19 protein-coding genes are annotated in these 22,895 nt (G+C 43.6%); 4 read left to right on the forward strand and 15 right to left on the reverse strand.

All coding sequences use genetic code 11. From position 1 onward, the window contains the following. Nucleotides 1-324: 324 nt before the first annotated feature. Together thiI and BB427_RS09825 are read right to left on the reverse strand one after the other, a co-directional pair. The gene (gene thiI, locus BB427_RS09820; protein WP_010374240.1) at nt 325-1,782 is read right to left on the reverse strand and encodes a tRNA uracil 4-sulfurtransferase ThiI; all 1,458 of its coding nucleotides are present in this window, start codon (nt 1,780-1,782) and stop codon (nt 325-327) included. Nucleotides 1,783-2,001: 219 nt separating this feature from the next. After that, nucleotides 2,002-2,658 (reverse strand): TetR/AcrR family transcriptional regulator, encoded by a 657-nt coding sequence (locus BB427_RS09825; RefSeq protein ID WP_010374241.1) that lies wholly within the window; start codon nt 2,656-2,658, stop codon nt 2,002-2,004. 201 nt (nt 2,659-2,859) lie between these two features. Between BB427_RS09825 and coaD the strand changes: the two genes are divergently transcribed. Beyond that, on the forward strand, nt 2,860-3,342 hold the full coding sequence (gene coaD / locus BB427_RS09830; RefSeq protein ID WP_010374242.1) for a pantetheine-phosphate adenylyltransferase: 483 nt from the start codon (nt 2,860-2,862) through the stop codon (nt 3,340-3,342). Beyond that, on the forward strand, nt 3,339-4,697 hold the full coding sequence (locus BB427_RS09835; protein ID WP_069020555.1) for a capsule assembly Wzi family protein: 1,359 nt from the start codon (nt 3,339-3,341) through the stop codon (nt 4,695-4,697). The genes coaD and BB427_RS09835 overlap by 4 nt, the downstream gene beginning before the upstream one ends. 557 nt (nt 4,698-5,254) lie before the next feature. Here the strand turns inward: BB427_RS09835 and BB427_RS09845 are convergent. The 6 genes from BB427_RS09845 to argC all read right to left on the reverse strand — a co-directional run bounded on the left by BB427_RS09845 (nt 5,255) and on the right by argC (nt 11,933). Then, complete coding sequence (locus BB427_RS09845; protein ID WP_223193776.1) at nt 5,255-5,710, reverse strand: hypothetical protein; 456 nt, start codon at nt 5,708-5,710, stop codon at nt 5,255-5,257. 403 nt (nt 5,711-6,113) lie between these two features. After that, entirely contained in the window at nt 6,114-7,979 is a 1,866-nt protein-coding gene (gene argH / locus BB427_RS09850) for an argininosuccinate lyase (protein WP_069020556.1), read from the reverse strand. A gap of 14 nt (nt 7,980-7,993) precedes the next feature. Continuing rightward, nucleotides 7,994-9,205, reverse strand: coding sequence for an argininosuccinate synthase (locus BB427_RS09855; protein WP_010374248.1), 1,212 nt, complete (start codon nt 9,203-9,205; stop codon nt 7,994-7,996). A gap of 11 nt (nt 9,206-9,216) precedes the next feature. Then, on the reverse strand, nt 9,217-10,137 hold the full coding sequence (locus BB427_RS09860; RefSeq protein WP_069020557.1) for an ornithine carbamoyltransferase: 921 nt from the start codon (nt 10,135-10,137) through the stop codon (nt 9,217-9,219). A gap of 9 nt (nt 10,138-10,146) precedes the next feature. Continuing rightward, entirely contained in the window at nt 10,147-10,926 is a 780-nt protein-coding gene (gene argB / locus BB427_RS09865) for an acetylglutamate kinase (protein WP_069020558.1), read from the reverse strand. After that, the gene (gene argC, locus BB427_RS09870; RefSeq protein WP_174694584.1) at nt 10,923-11,933 is read right to left on the reverse strand and encodes an N-acetyl-gamma-glutamyl-phosphate reductase; all 1,011 of its coding nucleotides are present in this window, start codon (nt 11,931-11,933) and stop codon (nt 10,923-10,925) included. Before argC ends, argB begins: the two co-directional genes overlap by 4 nt. A 177-nt stretch (nt 11,934-12,110) precedes the next feature. Here argC and argE point away from each other — a divergent pair, with 177 nt between their 5' ends. Beyond that, a complete protein-coding gene (gene argE, locus BB427_RS09875) occupies nt 12,111-13,277 on the forward strand; it encodes an acetylornithine deacetylase (RefSeq protein WP_069020559.1) in 1,167 nt (388 codons plus the stop codon). 200 nt (nt 13,278-13,477) lie between these two features. Here the strand turns inward: argE and BB427_RS09880 are convergent, their stop codons facing one another. Further along, nucleotides 13,478-15,901 (reverse strand): zinc-dependent metalloprotease, encoded by a 2,424-nt coding sequence (locus BB427_RS09880; RefSeq protein ID WP_069020560.1) that lies wholly within the window; start codon nt 15,899-15,901, stop codon nt 13,478-13,480. A gap of 154 nt (nt 15,902-16,055) precedes the next feature. Between BB427_RS09880 and BB427_RS09885 the strand changes: the two genes are divergently transcribed. Further along, a complete protein-coding gene (locus tag BB427_RS09885) occupies nt 16,056-17,024 on the forward strand; it encodes a class 1 fructose-bisphosphatase (protein ID WP_010374260.1) in 969 nt (322 codons plus the stop codon). Nucleotides 17,025-17,103: 79 nt separating this feature from the next. Here BB427_RS09885 and BB427_RS09890 read toward each other — a convergent pair whose 3' ends face one another. From BB427_RS09890 to BB427_RS09915, 6 genes are all read right to left on the reverse strand, one after another. Further along, nucleotides 17,104-17,931 (reverse strand): sulfurtransferase, encoded by an 828-nt coding sequence (locus tag BB427_RS09890; protein ID WP_069020561.1) that lies wholly within the window; start codon nt 17,929-17,931, stop codon nt 17,104-17,106. 4 nt (nt 17,932-17,935) lie between these two features. After that, the gene (locus tag BB427_RS09895) at nt 17,936-18,337 is read right to left on the reverse strand and encodes an adenylyltransferase/cytidyltransferase family protein (protein WP_069020562.1); all 402 of its coding nucleotides are present in this window, start codon (nt 18,335-18,337) and stop codon (nt 17,936-17,938) included. A 248-nt stretch (nt 18,338-18,585) separates the two neighbouring features. Next, nucleotides 18,586-19,005, reverse strand: coding sequence for a group I truncated hemoglobin (locus BB427_RS09900; RefSeq protein WP_069020563.1), 420 nt, complete (start codon nt 19,003-19,005; stop codon nt 18,586-18,588). Beyond that, complete coding sequence (locus tag BB427_RS09905; protein ID WP_069020564.1) at nt 19,006-19,833, reverse strand: DUF3034 family protein; 828 nt, start codon at nt 19,831-19,833, stop codon at nt 19,006-19,008. Further along, complete coding sequence (locus tag BB427_RS09910) at nt 19,820-22,156, reverse strand: putative bifunctional diguanylate cyclase/phosphodiesterase (protein ID WP_069020565.1); 2,337 nt, start codon at nt 22,154-22,156, stop codon at nt 19,820-19,822. The genes BB427_RS09905 and BB427_RS09910 overlap by 14 nt, the downstream gene beginning before the upstream one ends. After that, entirely contained in the window at nt 22,153-22,785 is a 633-nt protein-coding gene (locus BB427_RS09915) for a methylamine utilization protein (protein ID WP_069020566.1), read from the reverse strand. Before BB427_RS09915 ends, BB427_RS09910 begins: the two co-directional genes overlap by 4 nt. Between the last annotated feature and the right edge of the window lie 110 nt (nt 22,786-22,895).

Below are 22,895 nucleotides of genomic sequence, written 5' to 3' on the forward strand. Positions count from 1 at the left end.
ACTTAATACAACTGGTATAATTCCCCTTTCATCACACCTGAGAAGCATAAGCCGATATGCAATGCGCCGGCGGGATGTCGGTTGCTTTCCTATCCGTTTTTTGGGTTTAGGATTCAGTATGATGTCGGGGCGACGTTTTCTTGATTCGCTCGATTGCGTCGTTTCAAAAGAATGAACGAGGAGCGCATGGATGCGCTTTGATACTAACTGTGGAAGGCAGCTACAAAATACCTAGTAAATAAACGGGGATAAACAAGCAACCCCACAAAAAACGCGTTGGGTAAATCCTAAAGTCTCACCCAACGCTTGTTAACACGCTTTATTTTAAGGACGGTACACCTTGACGTTAGCATAGCCATTTTCATGCAAAATAAGTGCTTGTAACTGGCTCATTACGCCTTTCGAACAGTACAAGTAGTATTCTTTGTCCTGTGGTAAGTCACCAAACTTAGTGGCTAATCTAAAGAAAGGTAAGTGGATCACTTGTGCACCATCTAGCTCTAGAGGGTTGGCATCTTCCTCTTCTGGAGAACGAATATCTAGTACCACCGCGTTGTCAGGTAATTCACTTACCGATTCCGCTTCTTTCACTTCTTCTTTTGCTTCAGCTTCAATATCACGAATATCTTTTACCGTCGCGTTCGCTACAACTGTATTCAATACATCAAAGTCAAACTTTTCTTCTTCAGCTAATATCTTGTGAAGCTGTGCTTTTACCGTTGGTTTTTGAGAGATCACACCACAATATTCAGGCATTGCTTCTGCCATTTCATTGGTGCCAATCGCTCTGGCAATACGAATGATCTCTTCTTTATCGTGTTGAATAAGCGGTCGTAAGATCAGCATCTCTGTAACACGGTCAATCACGTTAAGGTTAGCCAAGGTTTGGCTCGATACCTGGCCAATACTTTCACCAGTTACCAGTGCTGGGATCCCCAAACGCTCTGCGACTACAGCACCTGCACGCATCATCATGCGCTTTAGCACCACGCCCATTTGTCCGCTTTCGATATTCTCAAGAATTTCAGCGACAACTGGCTCAAAGTCAATCGTAATAAATTTAACTTTGTGGGTAGAGCTAAATTGTTTCCACAAGTAGTGGCTTACTTGCTTAACGCCAATTTCGTGGGCTGCACCACCTAAGTTAAAGAACAAAAAGTGCGTACGCGCCCCTTTTCGCATCATTTGATAAGTCGCAACACCGGAGTCGAATCCGCCAGAAACCAAAGACAGCACGTCTTCTTGCGTTGGTAGTGGGAAGCCACCTAGACCAAAGTGCTGGTGACGAACGATGTAGGCTTTATTGTCTTTGACTTCGATTTTAACCGTCACATCAGGTTTTTTCAGCCTTACGCTGGCACCCTCTACATTTTGGTTTAAACCGCCACCAACATAACGCTCCACGTCGCTTGAAGTAAACTCATGCTTACCTTGGCGCTTTACGCGTACACAAAACGTTTTGCCCTTGATCAATGGCTCAACCAAAGCAATCGTTTGTTGGTAGATATCATCAAGCGTATCGAACTGTGTTTCTTGCACCTCAATAAACTGCACAATACCTGGCGTGCGTTTAAGGTGGTCAATTAGACCAAGGCGGGTTTTCTCGTCACTTAGCTCGCTCGTCACTGAGATATTGTCCCAGTTATTTTTAACTTTTACGTTTTCGTCAACGCGAACCAACAGCATTTTGATGTTCTTCTCTAATACTTTGGTAAAACGCTTACGGACGGATTTGCTCTTAATAGCAATTTCGGGATGTAATTTGACGATAAATTTAAGCATAAAAGTCACTCTACTACAGATCGATTATCGGTTGCGATGACGCACTGATTTGACCTAAGCGGACTCTATCGTGGCGCACACTGACCGAGGGACAGTTCGGGCGCGCGAGTATATCAAACTCAGAGCCGATTAGGAAATAAACAAACCTTTTCCCTTTGTGCTCTACAAAGCCTTTTGCCTGTGCTCCCCCAGGCAAAAGGCCCGCTTAGTTATTTAAGGCTAAGCAATACTCGGTAAGCTCGCCTCAGCTAGTGCTTGATAATGCTGCTGAAGTTGTGCCACTTTCGGTGCGCTCATGGGCGTCGCGTAAGGTTTAAAAATCATCAGTACTTTAACAATGCCATTGTATATATCTTGTTGCTCAAGGACGCCTGTCATTCTTCTGGCTTTAACATAAGGAGTCCAGAAACTAACGGTCATTTTCAACATATGCGCAAGCTCTTTAGCATCGTCATCATCTATGGTGATCACGCCCGTATCTCTTAGGCCAATTACTACCGCTTTTACTTGCTCAAGTAAGCGTGACTGAAAAGCAATGTAGTTTTTTTTCAATTCATCATCACGAGCCAAGATGTCTGTCAGATTGTCGTAGAAAAAGTGATAACGCCACATCAGGTCGAACAAGGAGTCTAAATATTGAGTTAGCTGCTCAAGCGGTTCGTTGTGCTGCTCCAGTGGCTTAAAATGCGTATTTAAATGCTCGCTATAAAGCGCGAATATTTGCCGAATGATGTCTTCTTTATTTTTAAAATGATAGTACAAATTGCCAGGACTAATCCCCAAACTGGACGCTATATGGTTTGTCGTAATCGCGCGCTCTCCATGCAAATTAAATAACGCGATGCTGGTACGTATTATTTTTTCCTTGGTATTCATTACGATTCTCTATCTTTGTTGATAACGTGGTCGCGCTATTGCTAGTGTTAGCTATTGCTAGTGTTACTAGGCTATTGCGCGCTCCATGTGAAAAAATAGCACTAATTTTACCTCTAGATAAGCTTAGATCCGACAAAGCTGACCAGTGTTTTTTCAAAAAAACCTTGTTACCATACAAAAAAATTCAACATAGTTACGCTTATGAAAGTCATCGCCCTCTACCCTGGCACATTTGATCCCCTCACTAATGGACATGAAGACTTAATCAAACGTGCAGCAAAAATGTTTGATACCGTGATCTTGGCAATTGCCCATAACCCAAATAAACAACCTTGTTTCTCACTAGAGCAACGTGTTGCTTTGGCTGAAGAAATTTTAAAGTCACATAAAAATGTAAAGGTGATTGGGTTTTCAGGATTACTCGTTGATTTAGCGAAAGAGCAAAAAGCCAACGTGCTGATCCGCGGTATTCGCGCGGTGTCTGACTTTGACTATGAGTTCCAGCTGGCCAATATGAATCGCCGTTTACATCCCGATTTGGAAAGCGTATTTTTAACGCCATCTGAAAAGAATTCATTTATCTCGTCAACTTTAGTAAAAGAAGTTGCGCTTCATAAAGGCAATGTCAGTGAATTTGTTCATCCGCTGGTTGCCAAAGCTTTAGAGGAAAAACTACACGGATGAAAAAGTGCCTATTATCCCTAGCCGTATTGGTTGGTACTTATGCGCACGCTTCACCTTGGATAGAGGTGTCGCAAAGTGAGCTTAAACACAGCATAGATTTACTGGTTGCAGAAGGCGTGATAAATCGCCCAGTTAATCAATATCCTCTGCTATGGAGCGGCATTGTAAATGACCTCGCCGCTATTGATGACAGAAATCTCTCTGAAACCGCAAGCTTTGCATTGGCACATTTACGCCATGCGCTAAAACAAGCAAAAAGAGAAAGATACAGTAGTGTAAAAGCACATTTTAACGGTGCTGAAGAGCACTCAACAGGCTTTGGTGAACGTCAAAATGAACGTTCAGGCTTGCGTACTTATGGCGTTATTACAGGTGGTGCTGTTAGCGCTAAAGTTGCGGTTAACTACGCAGATGAAGGCCAAGATGGAAAATATGTTAATCACCACGGCAGCCACCTCGCAGTGCTGTTTGGTAATTGGTCTCTCAGCGCTGAGCGGCTAAGCTACTGGTGGGGACCGAGTAACGAAAATGCGCTGATGCTTTCAAACAACGCAGCCCCAATGAAAGCGGTTCGTTTGAGTCGTGCCAATAACAACTACATTGGACCGAGCTTTCTCTCTTTCGTTGGTCCTTGGCAAGTGACGGCCATTATGGCAAAACAACGCCCAAGTATAGCCAGTAAAAAGGATGGTGATTTTTGGGGGTTTAGAGCGGCAGCTTTTCCAATTCAAGGGTTAGAGCTTGGCTTTAGTACAACATCCAGCGACTTTGTTTATCAACAACAAAACCTTGAAAGCGAAAAGCAAACGCAACGCCTCACCAGCGTTGACTTCAAATATTCCACTAGGCTAGCTAATCAACCGCTCGCTTTATACGGTGAGTTTGCAGGCAATAACGACAGTGGTGCGTTACCAAGCAATCCAATGTACACCCTAGGTATTGAAAGTTATTGGGGTGGTAAAGACTATCGTCTTAAAAGCTTTATTGAATACTCAGATACAAGCATTGATTGTAAAGACGAGCTAAAGCTCGCGCTTTGCCCAAGAGACAATACCCTAGATTCAGCGAACTACAGTGAACGCGACCTTTGGCTTGGAGCAAGCTCGGGATTAGACGCTAAAAACCTCACTCTCGCGTTAGATTACTTCAGCACAGATGGCATTGGTACTTATGCCAAACTAAAACGAGTTGAATTTGACACACTAGACGTTGAACGAAATCAGCTCGAGCTCGGTTACCAACAAGGTGTGTTTGGCGCGCTTGCTAAAATTGGCCTAAAGGCATGGCAAGATAAGTCTCAGGAAGAAGACGAAAGCCACGCAGCACTCACGTTGAGCGTGGAATATCAGTTTTAACGAGCGGCCATCGCCGCTCTTTTATTATGGCGTATAATCCAAGAAAGTCCTTAGGAATAAGCAAAACGACAATTAAAAGCCAATCGGTTATATACATTCCGATAGTGTATAACCAGTAAACCCAATCACGATACTCTTTATCCACTCGGTGATTAGTAATAATATCCTCACTTATAATTAAAACAAAAAGAAATGAGTTTACTGTTAAAAAACCTATCACATAGGACTTCACTACTCTTGTCAGTCTAAATTCTGGAAACTTAAATAGCTTAACTAGCAAAAGTATTGTAGAAATATCTAAGAATAAAAATATAAAGTAAATTGAAAGATCATAGAACCCCGCTGTACCAGTTAACCAGCCTTTTGACTCGCAAAAATAAAATGTAGGTATTGTGAGAAAATATGAACCTGCGAGGAGAAATGAAATGCCACTGAGCTGCTTAAATTTAGGGTTTTTAGTTGCTCGAACAAAGTTAAAGAGTGCAACAAACAGTAGAATCCATGAGTGCAAACTACTAAGAAACAAGTAAAACAAATAGTGAAAATCGACCACAACTTCAAGCTACCCTAGCTCTCACCTTACTTATAGCCCATTTAATACCTAACCAATCTTTATTGACTAATAGAGAAGTAACCATAATAAAGTCCACAGAAATCACTAAATATGAGTACAAATACCATAACAGCCAGCGCGTTACATTTTCATAAATATATGTATCAATATACATAAAGAAGAACATAACAGTATTAATAGCCAAACCTATCATAGTATATAAAACGCCCACTTCAAGCTTTTCATCTTTAAAAAAAGTATAAGTGGCAAGAAAAAGAGCTAATAAAGTAAAGAGATCAAATAAAGCAAATATGCCGTGAATAGCTGTGTTATAGCTATCAGAAACAATGATAAAATCGCTTACAAAGTAGGAGATAAATAACAGAGTAGAAGCAAGGAGTAGCTGTAAATTTTTCTGGACTTTTAGTATATAAAAAAATAGATGTAGCAGTGTGGCCATCAAGAAGCCCCATATAACAAGGGCTCCTATACTCATACCAAAAAAGTCATAAATTAACATTAATCATTAGTACGGTTCTTTAGACCCAGGCGGAGTAATTACACTTCCACGTGCGCCAGATACCATCTCAAGTTTACTTCCAGATTGAATTACCTTATCAGAAAGCGACTTTGTTTGACCAGCTGTTTTAGCTTGATTTTTTCTCGCTAGAATCATCTTTAGCATTGAATTTCCCTCAATATTTACAAATTAGTCTTAACTCTAAAAAGTGAGTCACCTAAAAATTATCGAGATTTACACAGCACGAGACATGCCAACATTTGTCAAATCAACTTCAATCGGTTGATTTACATACAGAAAGAGCGCTTACTAGCGCTCTTTTTGATCCTATAAAAGCTGGATGTTAAGCCACAAATTTACATGGAATACTTAAGCTAGATGTCTGTTTTATAATGAAATCCATCGCAATTTCATCACAGTTATCTTTACGCAAGCACAGCTCACAGTCTTTCATCACTTTTTCAGGCAAGCTATCTTTGGTACAGTTGTTAAAACCTTGTTTCATAAAGAAGCCAGGCACTCTAGTTAGCACAATAATACGATTGAGTGCCAATTTTTTGGCTTTCACTAGCAAATGCTCGACTAAAAGTTGCCCCTGCCCCTTTATTTCGCTTTCGGGATTTACGCCCAAAGAGCGGATTTCAGCAAGCCCAGTGTCGTAAATATACAAAGATGCACATCCGGTCACTTTGCCATCGACCTCTGTCACCGCAAACTCATTGATACTATGGATCATGTCACTTTTCGCTCGCGGTAGGTTCTCACCTACTTTAGCCCAGTATTGTATAAGCCCAGCAATGGCTTCAACATCATCTAAATTGGCATCACGTACTAGGATTTTTTGCTTTTTTTTTGCCGTTTTAATGGCATTGGTCACTTGTGGCAATGAGGTGCCGCCTAATGCTTTACGAGCGGCAATACAAGCGTCAATTTCGAGTACCGGATAGACATCCTCTGCAATTACTGCGCTGACTTGCTGGAATTCTTCTAAGCTCAGATCCTCGAGGTTTTGCCCCTTACTAATTGCTAACTGCACTAATTCACCGACAATGTGATGGCCTTCCCTAAACGGTATTCCCTTAGCAACAAGATAATCAGCAAGCTCTGTCGCATTAGCGTGACCACCTTTTGCCGCCGCTAACGTTTTATCACCATTAACCTTAATGCCTTTAACGCATGCTTCAGCCATATGAATACACGCAAGCCAAGTTGGCATGGCATCAAATAGGCCTTCTTTGTCTTCCTGCATGTCTTTGTTGTAGGCCAAAGGCAAAGCTTTAAGCGTCATCATCATGCCGCTAAAGGCGCCAAAAACTCGGCCTGTTTTGCCACGGATCAACTCTAAGGCGTCAGGGTTCTTTTTCTGCGGCATCAAGGATGAGCCGGACGTCACGCTGTCGGCCAAATCAATAAATCCAGATTCACCAGAATTATAAAAGATCAAATCTTCAGCAAAACGAGATAAATGCATCATAGAAATAGACGCACAACTGAGTAGCTCAACCACAAAGTCACGATCAGAGACCGCATCTAAACTATTACGAGAGGCCTCTCTAAAGCCAAGGTTAACGGCCAACACTTCACGGTCGATAGGATAAGCAGTCCCCGCTAGCGCACCTGAGCCAAGTGGACATACATTTAACCTTTCAAGCGCATCATTTAAGCGCGACTCATCGCGCTCAATCATCTCAACGTAAGCCATACACCAATGACTAAAGAGTACAGGCTGAGCACGCTGTAAATGGGTGTAGCCAGGCAAAATAGTACCAAGCTCCTGCTCTGCGAGTGTCACTAGAGCTTGCTTTAGTGAATTCAGTGCCACAAGCAGTTGCTGCGCCGTTTTACGACTCCACAGCCTAAAATCAGTGGCTACTTGGTCGTTACGGCTTCGACCTGTGTGCAGCTTTTTACCTAAATCACCCACTTTGTCGATAAGTTTAGCTTCAACATAAGAATGAATATCCTCATGTCCCGCGGTTGCTACACTACGCGGATCAGCAATCACTTCATCCAAAAGCTGTTTCAGCGCAGCGATGATCTGCTGATGTTCGCTTTCAGTTAATACTTCTACTTGCTTTAGCGCACCCGCCCAAGCGATAGAGCCAACAATATCTTGCTCTGCTAATTGATAATCAAATGGCAGAGAATCATTAAATTGCTTAAATGCCTCATCAGGACCTGATGAAAAACGGCCGCCCCATAATGCCATCTCGCTCTCCTACCTTAAGACTGCTTTTGCTTGTTTAACGCCGCTATCCGGCTAGATAGTGAGAATAGACGAATGAATCCCTCCGCATGAGATTGGTCATATACGTCATCTTCACCAAATGTGGCAAAATCCTCGCTATATAAGCTATTGATTGATTGCTTTTGCACGGCATGTACATGGCCCTTATAAAGCTTAAGCACCACCTCGCCAGTTGCCTGCTGTGCGAAAGACTCTGCGGCAGCTAGAATTGAATCTTTCAGTGGGGTAAACCAGCGACCGTCATAAACTAAGTGTGCAAACTCTTCGCTAAGCGCGGTTTTCCATTTACGACAAGATTTATCTAAGATCAGCTCATCAATCGCTTGTAACGCAGCCATCATTACAGTGCCTCCCGGCGTTTCATAACAGCCTCGAGATTTCATGCCGACTAGGCGGTTTTCAACGATATCCACACGACCAACACCATGCGGTGCTGCAATCTCGTTTAGCTTAACTAGACACTGATAAGGACTATAACGCTCACCGTTAACACCGGTGATTTCACCCTTTTCGATTAATACCGACACATATTCAGGCTGGTCCGGTGCGGCTTCTGGAGAATTAGTCATGGTCCAAACCTGATCGCTTGGCTCATTCCATGGATCTTCCAATTCACCACCTTCGTGAGAAATATGCCAAGCATTGGCATCACGACTGTAAATTTTGGTGGCAGAGGCTGCACAAGGGATATTACGCTCGGCCAAATAGTCAAGCAGCGATTCACGACTTGACAATGACCATTCACGCCATGGTGCAATCACTTTAAGATCAGGCGCAAGCGCTGAGAAGCAAGATTCAAAACGCACCTGATCGTTCCCCTTGCCAGTACAACCATGAGAAAGTGCATCCGCGCCAACTTTACGCGCGATTTCAACTTGTGCTTTGGCGATAATAGGACGTGCCATTGAAGTACCCAGTAAATATGTCCCTTCATAGATAGCGCCAGTTTTAAGCGTTGGATAAATATAGTCGCTAACCATTTCTTCTTTTAAGTCGACGATATAGCACTCAGAGGCACCTGATGCGATTGCCTTTTCTTCAACCCCAACCAATTCTTCTTCACCCTGACCTACATCGGCAACAAAGGCGACAACTTCACAACCGTAGTTCTCTTTTAACCATGGCACAATCGCTGATGTGTCTAATCCACCAGAGTAAGCCAGTACCACTTTTTTAATCTTGCTCATGTTCTTTAACCTCAAACGTAATCTTTGTTTAACAGCGATACCAGCAATGCGTTTTGGGCATGCATGCGGTTTTCAGCTTGTTGAATAATTTTTGACTTTGGCCCGTCCATCACTTCTGAAGTAATTTCAAACTCACGATGTGCTGGCTGGCAATGCAAAATGGTTTGTGCGCCACACGCTTCAACTAATTGTTGGTTGATTTGATATGGCATAAATGTGTCTTTCACCTGTTCAATTGGCGTTTTATTCCCCATCGAAACCCAAGTATCAGCGTAGAGCACATTAGCGCCAGCCGCCGCTTCTACCCGATCACTGACCAGAACTGAGGCACCATTTACCGCTGCAATTTGTTCAGCCTGCTTTACAATTTGTGCATCTGGAGAATGGCCTTTAGGACAAACCGCCACAAAATCAGTGCCTAATGTTGCCGCAAGCAACATTAATGAATGTGTTACGTTATTGCCTTCACCGAGGTAAGCGATTTTGATCTGGCTGACATCGTCGTAAGTTTCAAATAAGGTGAGAAAATCAGCCAACGCTTGGCAAGGGTGATATAAATCACATAGGCTATTCACAACAGGCACAGACGAAAACTCAGCGAGCGTCTCAAGCGTGCTATGGTGATTTACGCGCGCCACAAGGCCATCGGCCCAAGTCGAAATATTAAGCGCAAAATCTTTTACGGATTCACGCGCACCCATTGCGCCATTTTGCTGATCTAAATACACAGCATGGCCGCCCAGTTTATGAATACCGATGTCGAACGACAAACGCGTTCTCAAGCTCGGTTTTTCGAATAACGTGACAATCGATTTGCCTGCTAAGGCTTGGTTATATTCTTGCGGTTGATTTTTAATATTTTTTGCAAGCTTTAATAAGTTCAAAACTTTCGTTTGGTCTAATTCCAAACCAGTTAAAAAATGCTTAGTCATGATGTTTTCCTACGGCAGAATTTGTGTACCTACGTGCTCACCATTGAGCAACGCAATTAAATTTTCTGGCTTTTGCCAGCTAGAGATGTACACCCCTCGTCGTAAGTGTTGGGCAGCGTGAAGACTGGTCTTAACTTTGACCTCCATCCCGCCCACAATGACCTTTTGCGTGATTAACGTTGAAATCTGTTCCGCGTTAAGTTGATTTAATGGCTGTTTATCGCCATCAAATACCGCTTCAACGTCAGTCATAAAAATAAGTTCTGCACCAAGTTTACTGGCGATAGCAGCTGCTGCTTCATCCGCATTCACATTGTATAAATGGCCGTCAGCACCAATACCAACTGAACTAACAACAGGCAATCTATCAAACTCCAACACTGCTTCAAGCATGCCACCTTCACTCGCTTCACAGCTACCTACACGGCCAAGCGCTTTAAGCTTTTGAGTTGTGGAAAACCCAGCATCATATAAGCACAATCCAACGGGCTTGAGCGTGGCGGTAATGGCGTCTGCCATCAGTTGCTTGTTAGCACAGCCTGCAAGTGCACCAACAATATAGGGCATTTGCTCTTGTGGACTGATCCGCAGTCCTTGATGTTTTGCAGTAGCAAAACCGGCATCGGTCAGCCACTTATCAACCAGCGCCCCGCCACCATGAACAATCACAAACTGCTTGTGTGGTGCATCCTGTTGAATTTGCTTGATAGCTGAAAACAATGCTTGCGCTGCCCCCTCTTGATTCAACACCGCACCACCTAGTTTTATTACCCAAGTTTGTTTGCTCATGCTGATACTCCTAAACCTTGATAATGCTCAAGTCCCGCCGCTAAGTTCATACACTGTAATGCTTGGCCTGCAGCCCCTTTAAGCAAGTTATCAATCGCGACCACTACAATCAGTTGATTGCCCTTTTGCTGCCAACCAATATCAACAAAAGGCTGATTTTCAACGGCTTTGATTGATGGGAGTTGACTCCCCTTTAATCTGATCAGCGGCTCATCGGCAAGCACCTGGTAAGCGGCATCAACTTGATTTGGTGTGACATTTTCTTTCAGAGTGACGTAGATCGTTTCCAAGATACCACGCTTAAAGTTCCCTAAATGCGGCGTAAACAACACTGGGTGTTCAAGGTATTTTTCTATTTCTGGACTATGTCTGTGCGTAAACAAACCGTATGGTGCAAGAGATACTTCGCAAAAGTGTGTGGCGACATTCGCTTTTCTACCTGCGCCGGTAACACCAGAAACAGCATTAATGATAACTGGCTGCTCTGTTATCAGATCAGCTTGTTGTAATGGCTTAAGTGCATTGAGTGCCGCAGTCGGATAGCAGCCCGCGACCGCCACTAACTTTGCCGTTTTAATAGCATCGCCATACCATTCAGCTAACCCGTATTGCGCTTGCGCTAACCAGTCTTGATGTGGGTGAGAAAAACCGTAGTAAGTTTCGTAGTCTTCATTGCTAGATAAACGGTAACCTCCAGATAGGTCAAAAACCCGTTTGCCCATCTGTAAAAATACCGGTGCAAGTTCTACGCTAACCTTGTGATCCGTGCATAAACACACATAGTCCGATGATTGCTCTATCAACGAAAAAGCTTGCTCATTTAAGGGTTGCAGCTCAATATCTAGCAAGCCCGAATATTCTGGATATAAATCGCTGATGAATTTGTGTTTGTCTAAGCTTTGCTCAGATACAAAGCAATGCGCAAGTGTGAAGGCAGGATGCTTGGCAACCAGCTTAGCAAGCTCAGCGCCACTGTAGCCGCTCGCTCCGATTATAGATACTTTCAACATAGTGTTCTCAAGATTAAAAAAGTTTGATTAGGATTGGTTCTGCTAATTGTTGAAGTCAAATCGTCGCATTGCTGTTCCAAAAATATATTTATGCTAAAAAAGTGAATTGATATTCACTCTAAACATCTTTATATTTTTATGCAAGAACTTTGAATAAGTATTTTAGGAATTTTTATGAAATTGCCCGCTTTTATGGAAATGTATCAGCAACTGATCGCCGCGCCATCTATCAGTGCATTAGAAGAAAGTCTCAACATGAGTAATCAGAGTGTGATCCAGTTACTCGCACAGTGGTGCGAAACGTTAGGATTTACCGTCGAAGTAACTGAGCTTGAACATGCAAAAGGAAAATATAATCTAATTGCAAGACGAGGCAGTGGCGATGGTGGGTTAATGCTGGCTGGCCACACGGATACCGTGCCATTCGACGATAGCCGCTGGCAATTCGATCCTTTTAAATTAAGCGAGCAAGATAATAAATTATATGGCCTTGGAAGTATTGATATGAAAGGTTTTTTTGCTTTCGTATTGAATGCAATCTCAGAGCTTGATGAATTACAGCAAAATGCTCCTATCATGATTTTAGCCACCGCCGATGAAGAAACCACTATGGCTGGTGCTCAGGAAATTGCTAAACATCCAAGCTTGAAGCCGGCGCGCTGTATTATTGGTGAACCCACTGATATGGTGCCGGTATTTACCCACAAAGGCCATATGACGACCGCCATCCGCATCGTTGGTCGTTCAGGCCATAGCTCAGATCCAGAGCGCGGCTTAAATGCCATTGAAATCATGCATCAGGTGATTGCAAATTTATTAAAGTTAAGAGAAGAATTAAAGAATAAATATTCAACGCCACATTTTGCAATTCCTTACCCAACTTTAAACCTTGGACACATTCATGGCGGCGACAACGCCAACCGTATTTGTGGCTGTTGTGAACTGCATATTGATATGCGCCCTTTGCCAGGTCTTAGCATCAAAGAACTGCAAGCCATGCTCACGGCAGCTATGGCACCCATCAATACACATTATCCGAATAGTGTCTCGGTTATAGATATGCACGAACCCATTCCGGCTTTTACCGGCTCGACAGATTCTGCTTTGGTGAAAATGGCTGAGCGCCTGTCAGGACAACAAGCAATTGCTGTAAACTATTGTACCGAAGCACCCTTTCTACAACAGCTAGGCTGCGAAACTATCGTTATGGGGCCGGGTTCAATTAATCAAGCACACCAACCCAACGAGTTTTTAGCAATGGAAAAAATCCAGCCAAGTCAGGATATTATTAAGCAGCTAATAAGAGAAAGTTGCTTTGCTTATACCAGTTGTATTAAGTAAATGATCTATCTTGAAGCGGGGAAATAGCTTTAGTAGCAAGGCAAAAATTTTGCTATTTAGTTGTTCTAAATGAGAAATTTTTAACGAAGCTAATATGCTATTTCCCCCTTCAAATTGATTAGAGAATTAATTCAATTGGTATTAATTATAACTAAAAAGGGCGCTCACTCGAGCGCCCTTTTTCAGCCTCGCTTTAAAGGCTAGATTGGTGAGCCTGGCGGCATTTCAAGCGCCTTAAAGCTTTCAGGCCATTCTCCTGAATCTAGATAGTGATTAATTTGCTGCGCGAGCATATGTTTAAATGCTTGCTCAAAAGCAACATCGCTAAATACCGACGACTGATTAAAGTCTTTCGCAACTTTTGCTAAATAAAACTTTAACTGCGCCTGCACTTCAGGTGCGACTTTATCGTTGTTACTCAGTTTTACAAGCTGATTTGCACTTAGGTATTGCACTCGTTGCTGTAGCTTTTGAGCCATGCCTTTGCTGCCTGATTGGGCAAATACCTGCTGATATAAAGCCTCTAAAAGTGCCTGTGTACCAAAATATTGAGTATCACGTGCGTGCTGCTGTGCAAGACGGTTTAATCGCTGTGGATTAAGCAGCAAGTCAAGGCTATGCTGTGCGGCGACTTCTGGTAATGCCATCGCATCTAGGGTTAGCCCTGTTCTCCCTTTAATACTTTCACGAGTTTTGTACTCACCGTAAGCCTTAGGAGGTATTAACCCCAAAATAGAGTCAGGAATAGTCAACGCCGCAGGCGACAGCGTACTCAAAAGCGCATGGGCCGCATTTTGCTGCGTCTCTTTAGCCACGACTTTCGCCCCTTTTATCACCTCGTCACCGCGAACTTCATAGTCGTAATCCACGCCGCCAATCAATTTTACTGCAGCTTCAACTTGATAACGATGGAAAAGATACAGTGGTACCAGTTTCTCCTCTAGCTGCGACAGAGCAACTCCTTTTTGAATGCTGTGAATACCAAAGCTATTCAACGCCTGCTTGCGAACATCCAACACACGCAGTAATTCGGCAGCAGGATCTGCCCCATTATCCCAAAGGTGTGCCGTTGGGTGCGCTCCGCCTTGTGCTCTGGCATCTGAATCAGAGATAAACTCAAGCCCTTGCGCCTTATTTTCAGCAAGAATAGCTGCAAGCTCAGTGGCTTCATCAGCGCCAGCGAAATCACTATAACCATATTTAATCACTTGTGTATCCCACACGCCCATGCCTTTTGCGTAGCCCTTGGTAATATCAAGTTGGCCATTTTCAAATCCCACCAGCGGATGAGGATAGTCCATGACTGACGCGCGATCCTTTACCGACGCTGAGAAGTTGTGTGCAATGCCCAACGTGTGGCCAATTTCATGTGCACTCAACTGACGAATACGGTCTAGCGCCATAGCATGAAGTCGCTCAGTCACCTCATTACCCTCAACAAACGGCGCAGAAAGTGCCTCGGCGATAAGAATATCTTGACGGACACGCAACGAACCTAACGTCACGTGACCTTTTAAAATTTCACCGGTACGAGGGTCAATCACCGACGCGCCGTATGACCACCCACGAGTAGCACGATGAACCCACTGGATCACGTTATAGCGAATATCCATAGGATCGGCATTTTCAGGAAGTACTTTGACTTGAAACGCATTTTTGTAGCCAGCAGCTTCAAATGCTTGATCCCACCATTTAGCACCATCAAGTAATGCTGTTTTGACCGGCTCAGGTACGCCAGGATCAAGATAGTAAACAATTGGCTCTACGGCCTCCGAGACTTGTGCAGTTGGGTCTTTTTTCTGTAAACGGTGGCGTGGGATATAACGCACAAACATTGACTGTCCAAGCGGCGCTGAGTAGTCCTTATGCTCGATACTCCAATAACCCGATTGCGGATGAAATGCACGTGGCTGGTAGTTATCGTCAGGCAGCTCAATTAAAGAATGGTGCTGATGTACTGTAAGCGCATAAGGATCTGCACTCACCTGACGTACATATTCACCTGGCTTTGTCCCTTTGAAAGTCAATACGGCTTCAAGTTCTGTGTTTTTAACAAATGCCTTTGAACGCGACATAAACACAGCACTGCGGCTTGAGTCTAAGCTAAAACTACCTTGATTACGATTTGCCAACGTGCGAGAAACACCATGCACATCGCTGAGTAGATAAGGCGTGTAGTCAACCAATACACTGTCTTTATCTTCTGCGACCACGTTGAACCCATGTAGAATGCTTGAAGCAAAAGCCTCTTTAACGCTTTGCTTTTCGGCCATATTATTCGCACTTGCGCGATAATACGTGTTGATAGCACGCAGCATGACCTTATCACCAAAACGTTCAAACTGAACTAAGTGCGTACCGCCTAGCTGCCCGCGGTCTAAGCCGATATCATTGGAACCTACACCATAAGGTAAACTATGCTGTAACAAGAAAGGGGCGTCTAGTTTGTCGATGTCTAAGTACAGTTTGCCGCTCGAATCATCGCTATAGAAGGCGTAAAAACCGGGATGATGATTAAAACTGGCAGTAAATTCATCAATAGACTTAATTGCTGCGTGTGCTTGGGTTATCATACACAGTAGCAAAGCGGATACAGTTTGAGTGAAGCACGTTATTTTTCTCATGGCTGCTCTTTGTTATTTATGGTTTTGAGGCTTAACCCCAGTTGTATATGAAATCGTATACAATTTACAGTCTTTCAAGACGAATTACAGCGCTGTTTATGGCACCTCTCACACTATTTATTGCCATAAACACAAGGTGATCAGGATTTAAAAAATGCGTAGACTCCCTCCGGTGTTAATTGAAGATGGTTGTTCTCGTGAGTTGGTTTCTCTAATCAGAACCATTCTCGCGGCATGTAAAGAAATATCGTTCCGTGTTGGCCAAGGTGCACTTTCAGGTGTATTAGGTTCAACCTTAGATGAGAACATTCAAGGTGAAACGCAAAAGAAGCTCGATGTACTTTCAAACCAGCTATTGAAAGATATTTTGCTTGAATCTGGCTATGTCAAAGCCATCGCTTCTGAAGAAGAAGATTACACCGTCGCCGGCAATCCAAAAGCGAACTATATTGTCGCTTTCGATCCGTTGGATGGTTCATCCAATACTGACATTAACTCACTAGTTGGTACTATTTTCTCTATTATGGAAGCCCCTGAAGGTTCAGATCCTAGCGATCCTGCGATCTTTATGCAGCCAGGTCATAAACAAGTTGCAGCGGGCTATGTGTTATATGGCCCATCAACCATGTTAGCGCTATCAACAGGCAAGGGAACTCGCTTGTTTACCCTAGACAAAACACACGGTAGCTTCCTACTCACGCAAGACTTTGCAGCCATTCCAGAAGACACCAAAGAGTTTGCCATCAACGCTTCAAACCAACGCCACTGGACCCCAGCAATGCAAAATTACATTGCCGATTTACTTGAAGGTGAAACCGGACCGCGTGGTAAAAACTTCAATATGCGCTGGATAGCGGCAATGGTTGGCGACGTTCACCGCGTATTATGCCGTGGCGGACTATTCACTTATCCAGAAGATCGCAAAGATCCAAACAAGCCATTTAAACTTCGCCTACTTTACGAAGCCAATCCAATGGCGATGCTTATCGAGCAAGCAGGCGGTATTGCCCACACAGGTCGTGAACGCATTTTGGATATTCAACCTGAAGAAATACACCAACGCGTTGGTGTTATCTTAGGCTCAAAGCACGAAGTTGAAGCGTGCCTTGCTTATCATAAGTGATCTATTTTGAAGCGAGAAAATAACTCGCTTCGCAAATGAAAAAGGTGCCATTGGCACCTTTTTCACATTAAATAGTGGATTAATTTGTCTCAACGGGCACATCGGGATCAGCGCCCCATTCACTCCACGAGCCGTCATATACCGTCAAATGTTCATAACCTAGCTCGTCAGCCACCAGCGCTAAAATACAAGCTGTAACACCTGAGCCACAAGAGAATATCAGAGGCTTAGTTTTGTCCTTTGATAAGTCGCTATATAACACTTCAAGCTGAGTGAGTGGTTTAAAGCAACCATCGGCATTTAACAAACTCGTGTATGGCAGGTTTTTACTTTTAGGCACATGACCGCTGCGCATATCTGCACGAGGTTCTTGCTCTTCACCAGTAAAGCGCTTTGCACCTCTAGCATCGAATAGGCAACTCAGTTCAGCGTCAATATTACTAAGCACAGCCGCTTTATCAACAAATGCTGTTTCATCATATGCCGCGACAAAGTTTCCTGCTTGTTGGACTTGCGCGTACGCTTGACTCAAAGGGTATTGTCCCTCACACCAAGCAGGTAATCCGCCATCCAGTACATACACTTGTTTATGACCCATCATTTTGAGCATATACCAAGCTCTGGCAGCGCTAAACATGCCCTTATCATCGTAAGCGACTAACACATCATGTTGGTTGATACCAAGCTGTCGCATTTCTGCTTGAAATTGAGCTGGACTGCAGCACATATTGGGTGATGTAGCATGGGGATTAGCTAGCGCACCACTAATATCAAAGCGCAGCGCGCCTTGAATGATTGCAGGAGCGCTATAAGGGCCTGACAGACCCGGTTTCACAATACCAGCATCCAATACTTTCACTTTGCCAAGGTTTGCAAAGAGCCATTCCCTATCGACCACATGCTTCATGCTATTACTTTCCTTCGGGTCTGCGTACGACCTCTATTATTTCCGTTGTTGAAATTGATGGGGTGCGCTCCAAGTAAACCACATCACAGATATCTTTATATATATCGAACTTGTCTTTCCAATCATCACCCATCACCAGAATATCGGCATCAAAGTCTTTGATATATTGCGCTTTTAGCTCCAGAGATTCTTCCACAAACACCTCATCTACAAATCGCAATGAGCTAATGATTTTTAGGCGATCTGCTATTGAGTATATTGGATTTCTACCTTTTTTCGAAAAGTTAAGTTTATCCGACGAGATCCCCACAATGAGATAATCACCCAGTGCTTTCGCACGCTCTAAAATATTGACATGACCAACGTGGAATACATCAAAGGTTCCAAATGTGATAACTTTTTTCAACTTGGCTCTCTTTCTAATCAGCACGATTTGAGCTGTAACCCACTATGGCATTTATTTGTTGCTAAAACCGTGACGAACTTTACGACAATTTGGCTATTAGATTACAGAATTAAGCATCAAAATTCAGCTTATACTTTACTCTTTTGGATTAAGAACAATAATTCCAATAAACAACACAATTTATCTGCAAGGACAAGTTTACTAACAAAATACAAACAAACCTCTCTGCAAGCTTTTTGCTATCGAGCCTACAGCTTGATCACTTCACTTCGCATCGGTGCTAGACGGGCCAGAACTTGATTTTGTAGAGAGTGAGCAATCCCAACCTCATTCATTGCGTTGATCAAGAGATCAACCACTCGATTAAAGTCAGACTCACTAATAGCCATGCCGGTGTGGATCTGCACCATGCTATCACCTTCATAATCACAAGGGCCATCTAAGGTATCGCACAGATGAGTGATAAACCCTTCACGAAAGTGCCTAACATTGGACTCTCTAAAATAAGGTAAAATAACGTCATCATTGCCAATCTGTTTAATAAACGCGTCTACTAGCTTTTCTGCGCCGGCGTTGCCCCCTATTTGCTCATATAGGGAGGTCTGTGGAGTTGAAGCACTACACGCCACGAGGAAAAGCAAGATTGCCGTTAGTGATAGCCATTTCATTTAAAAATACCCCGTAACAGATAGATACCAACCCGTTTGAGAAGGCTGCCCTGCGATTTTGCCAAGGTCTAGCCATGCCGCCGTCACACTCACTGACTTATTCGGGATCCAAGCGACAAAAACATCTTTCCAATCTGATTCACCAAGTCCAAGGTTGTTGGATTTTTGGCGATATTCTGCACCGACAGCCCAATACCTAGATAAAAACACTGCACTGCTAGCTTCTAGTTGCCAAGGCGCACTGTCGTTAGCTCCACCATAACCTAGTATGCCAAGTTGATTAGCCCGAGAATGTCTCATCGTAATATTCCAGAACCAGTTATAACCACCTACAGCGCCCAAATGCAGTTTGCTTGCAGCTAAGTAATAATCCGTTCCTGAGTCGTCTTCAGCGCCGAGCAAATTGGCAACCGTAGCATCATCCAAAGACTTATGTTGAATACCAAAGCTCAATTGTGGATATTTACTGTAGACGATATCGCCATATAGCCGCACCTTGGCACCGACAATATCTTGCTCAATATCAAGATTAAGCGCATCCACATCGAAGTTTTGTCGAGCGAAACTTAACTCTACGCGGTTGAATAAGTTGGCTTGAACGCCACACACATCGAGCTGGTAGTCTTTCAGGCTAGCTCGGCTACAAAACCCGCTCGCCGCCCATTCATCTTCCGAAGCATATCCTGCAAGCTGCGCCCACGGCACAATGCCACCACCAGCACTACCCTCAACCTGTGACACCCCGGGAGTCGCTAGTAACTTTCCTGTTGCGGCGTAAGTTGGTCCGCACACTATTAAGCACACGGTAAAAACATTAGCCCACTTCATTATACCTCCCCAACCACAGGTCAAAGTCTGCGGCTTTGAGTGGCTTACTTAGATAGTAACCTTGTGCATAATCACACTGCATTGACTCAAGTAGCTCAAGCGATGCTTTGTCTTCAACGCCTTCCGCGACCACGCTAAAACCAAGTTGGTGACCAAGCGTGATGGTGGAGCGCACAATAAACTGGTCTTTTTCCGATTGAGCGAGCTTTAAAATAAATACCTTGTCGAGCTTCAGCTCATCAATAGGCAACATTTTTAATCGACCAAGGGAAGTTTGACCCACACCATAATCATCAAGCGAGACCTGCACGCCAAGCTGTTTGAGCGCTTGAAGAACCGCAATGCCTTTTTCCTCATTCTCAATCATGTCTCGCTCAGTAAGCTCTATGGTGATCAACTCAGGTTTGACGTTATGTGTATCTAGTAGCGTCTTAAGATGAGACAAGAAGTTTTTATCTGCGATGTCTTGTGCCGATACATTAATAGCTGCCTTGATGCGTTCACCTTGGCGTACCCAATTAGCAACCTGTGACACCACAGTCTTTACTACCCACTGAGTTAACTCAACAATCAAACCTGATTGCTCGGCAAGATCGATAAATAGTTCGGGCGACACCCATTCACCATTTTTACGTTGCCAACGAATAAGAGACTCAACCTTATCAATACGATTGGTTTTCATATTTAGCTTTGGTTGATAGGTCATAAAAAGCTGACCATCATCGTTGGCAATAGCGTGTTTTAGTTCATCAATAATTTGCAGACGCTCTAGATGGGCTTCATCTTCACCTGATTGGTAGTAGTAAACATCATGACCATCGTGCGCTGCAGTATCAACTGCGATCAAAGCCCGGCGAACGACATCCTCGGGAGTATGTGCCTGTTTGGGGTAATGCACTACGCCGATACTAAAGTGAAGCGAAATATCTAATCCCTGCACAGTGTAAGGCTTACTCAGGCCTTGATTTAGCATCTCAGCACATTCAACAATACCAAGCACAGCACTTTGCGGATCGGCACACGCACTCGCTGGATGTGCAACTAAAAACTCATCACCACCAAGCCTAACATTCAATCCGCCTTCTGCTGTATTGATCTCCGCTATCCGTTTCGCCACGGCTTTAATGCAATCATCTCCTACCCGAGGGCCGAGCTTGTCATTGATATGGCGTAATCCCTTTATGTCTATGGCAATAAAGTAATACTCTGCACCACTGCTGAGCATACTATGTAGTTTATCCAAAGCCGCATTACGATTAAAAAATCCAGTTAAATGGTCATGACTGGCTTGAAAGCGGATCTGCTCTTCACGCTGTTGAATGTCTTCGCCCATATCATTAAAAGCGTCAACGAGCTGGCAAATTTCTTGGGTCGGTCGAGCCTCTTCCAGCTTGGCTGAGTAATCCCCTTTAGCAAAGCGTTTTGCCAACTCAGTAAGCTTACTAAGCGGTGTCGTAAGATTCTTGGCAACAATACCACTGGTGATAAAACCAATAAGGATAGTACCGAGGGAGAGTAAAATAATGGTCAACACCATTTTATCGAATTCTTGATACTGAGTAGTTAAATCCGCACTGAGTACCAAACTCACCGGGTTACTTGCAAGAGAAGGTAAACTCACCTCTGCACTTTCATATACCGGATACTGGCTAAGCCAACGTGTCGTTTTTTGCGCCGCTAGGAAAGTAAATAAATCACCACCAAGTGCAAGAGTAGTCAGCGAACTTGCTTTTAGGTTATCAGCGGCACCAACAAAGCTCGTTTCCATTCCTGTCAGCTCTTTGAGCTCTAGCGCCACAGCAGATCCAACCTCAAAGCCAATAATTGAGTATGCAATCGTTCTAGGTGCTCGCACAGGCAAAATAATCACTTGATACAACTGCTCACTAAGCACCACAAAAGCTGAGTGGTCGGTATGGCTTTGCAACGCTTGCATCCAAGTTCTGGTATCGCTCGGGAAGTCGAGTCCTTCTCTGTTTGCGGAGATCAGGTCGCCTTTCACATCCAGCAGCAGCATTAAGTCGGCATCAATACGGCGAGAGTGATTAAGCAACACACTACTGATGGTTTGTGCGTCTCTTGTCGCGACCGCCTGTTTAAAGCCAAAGTCAGCGGTTAGTACAGTCGCCGCGGTAACCAATAGCTGCTCTCGCGCTTTTAAATATTGTTGATAAACATTTTGTGCCACTTGAATTTTTCTTTGCACTTGCGCTTCATTGAATTTACTTGTGGACCACCAAAAACTTGCCAAGCTCATCCCCGCCGTGACAAGGATAAGCAAAATACAGAGACTAATTATTTTATTTTTAAAGCTGTTATTCATTCATGTTGTCCAAAGCGCTCGCCAAAGGTATTACGCGGCGCTGGATAAGTTGTTTTTATTGTTACGGACATTGGCGCCGTTGTGTTCACTATTTGCACGGTTTGCCGACTATCTATGTCATTATCTTGATAAGGATGCCATACCGTTACTTGTTTTGTAGAGTCTGGCAAAGTTACTAATCCATTCGCATCAGATACCAATACTTGCTTGTCATCTGCAATGTAAATATAGCCCACCATAGAGTCGTGAATGTTACAACCTAACACCACTACACCAGCGTTTTCAAACTTAAGCGGTTGATTTGGCGTGCCAGCGTATAGCTTTAGCTCAAAAGGTTTTACCGCAGAAAACGAATAAACGTGATGACGGATATCATCGCTATTGGGAAAATTAACCAATTGTCCTTTTTGGATGGTAAGAATGAAAGGAACAAACTGTTTATTGATTTGATCCATAACCGCCACTGCTTTTGCTGCTGACTCGACAGGCTCGTCCGTCAATTCAACAACGGCATGCTGCAAGGGCTTGCCGCTGCCATCTAGCACTGTTAATTGCCCGGCATTTGCGCAGTTTGAATCTAAAAGGAATAAAAAACAAAAACTTAGTAGAAGTAGAACAGACGTTCGCATATCTGACTCTATTTTTTGCAACAATTAGGTTAAGTAAAAGAGACCTTGCAATGAAAAGCAAGTGAATTGAGGAAATTGCCCTAATAAACTTGTCTATCAGGGCAATTGAA

Source organism: Pseudoalteromonas sp. BMB (assembly GCF_001709235.1).
Taxonomy (GTDB): domain Bacteria; phylum Pseudomonadota; class Gammaproteobacteria; order Enterobacterales; family Alteromonadaceae; genus Pseudoalteromonas; species Pseudoalteromonas maricaloris.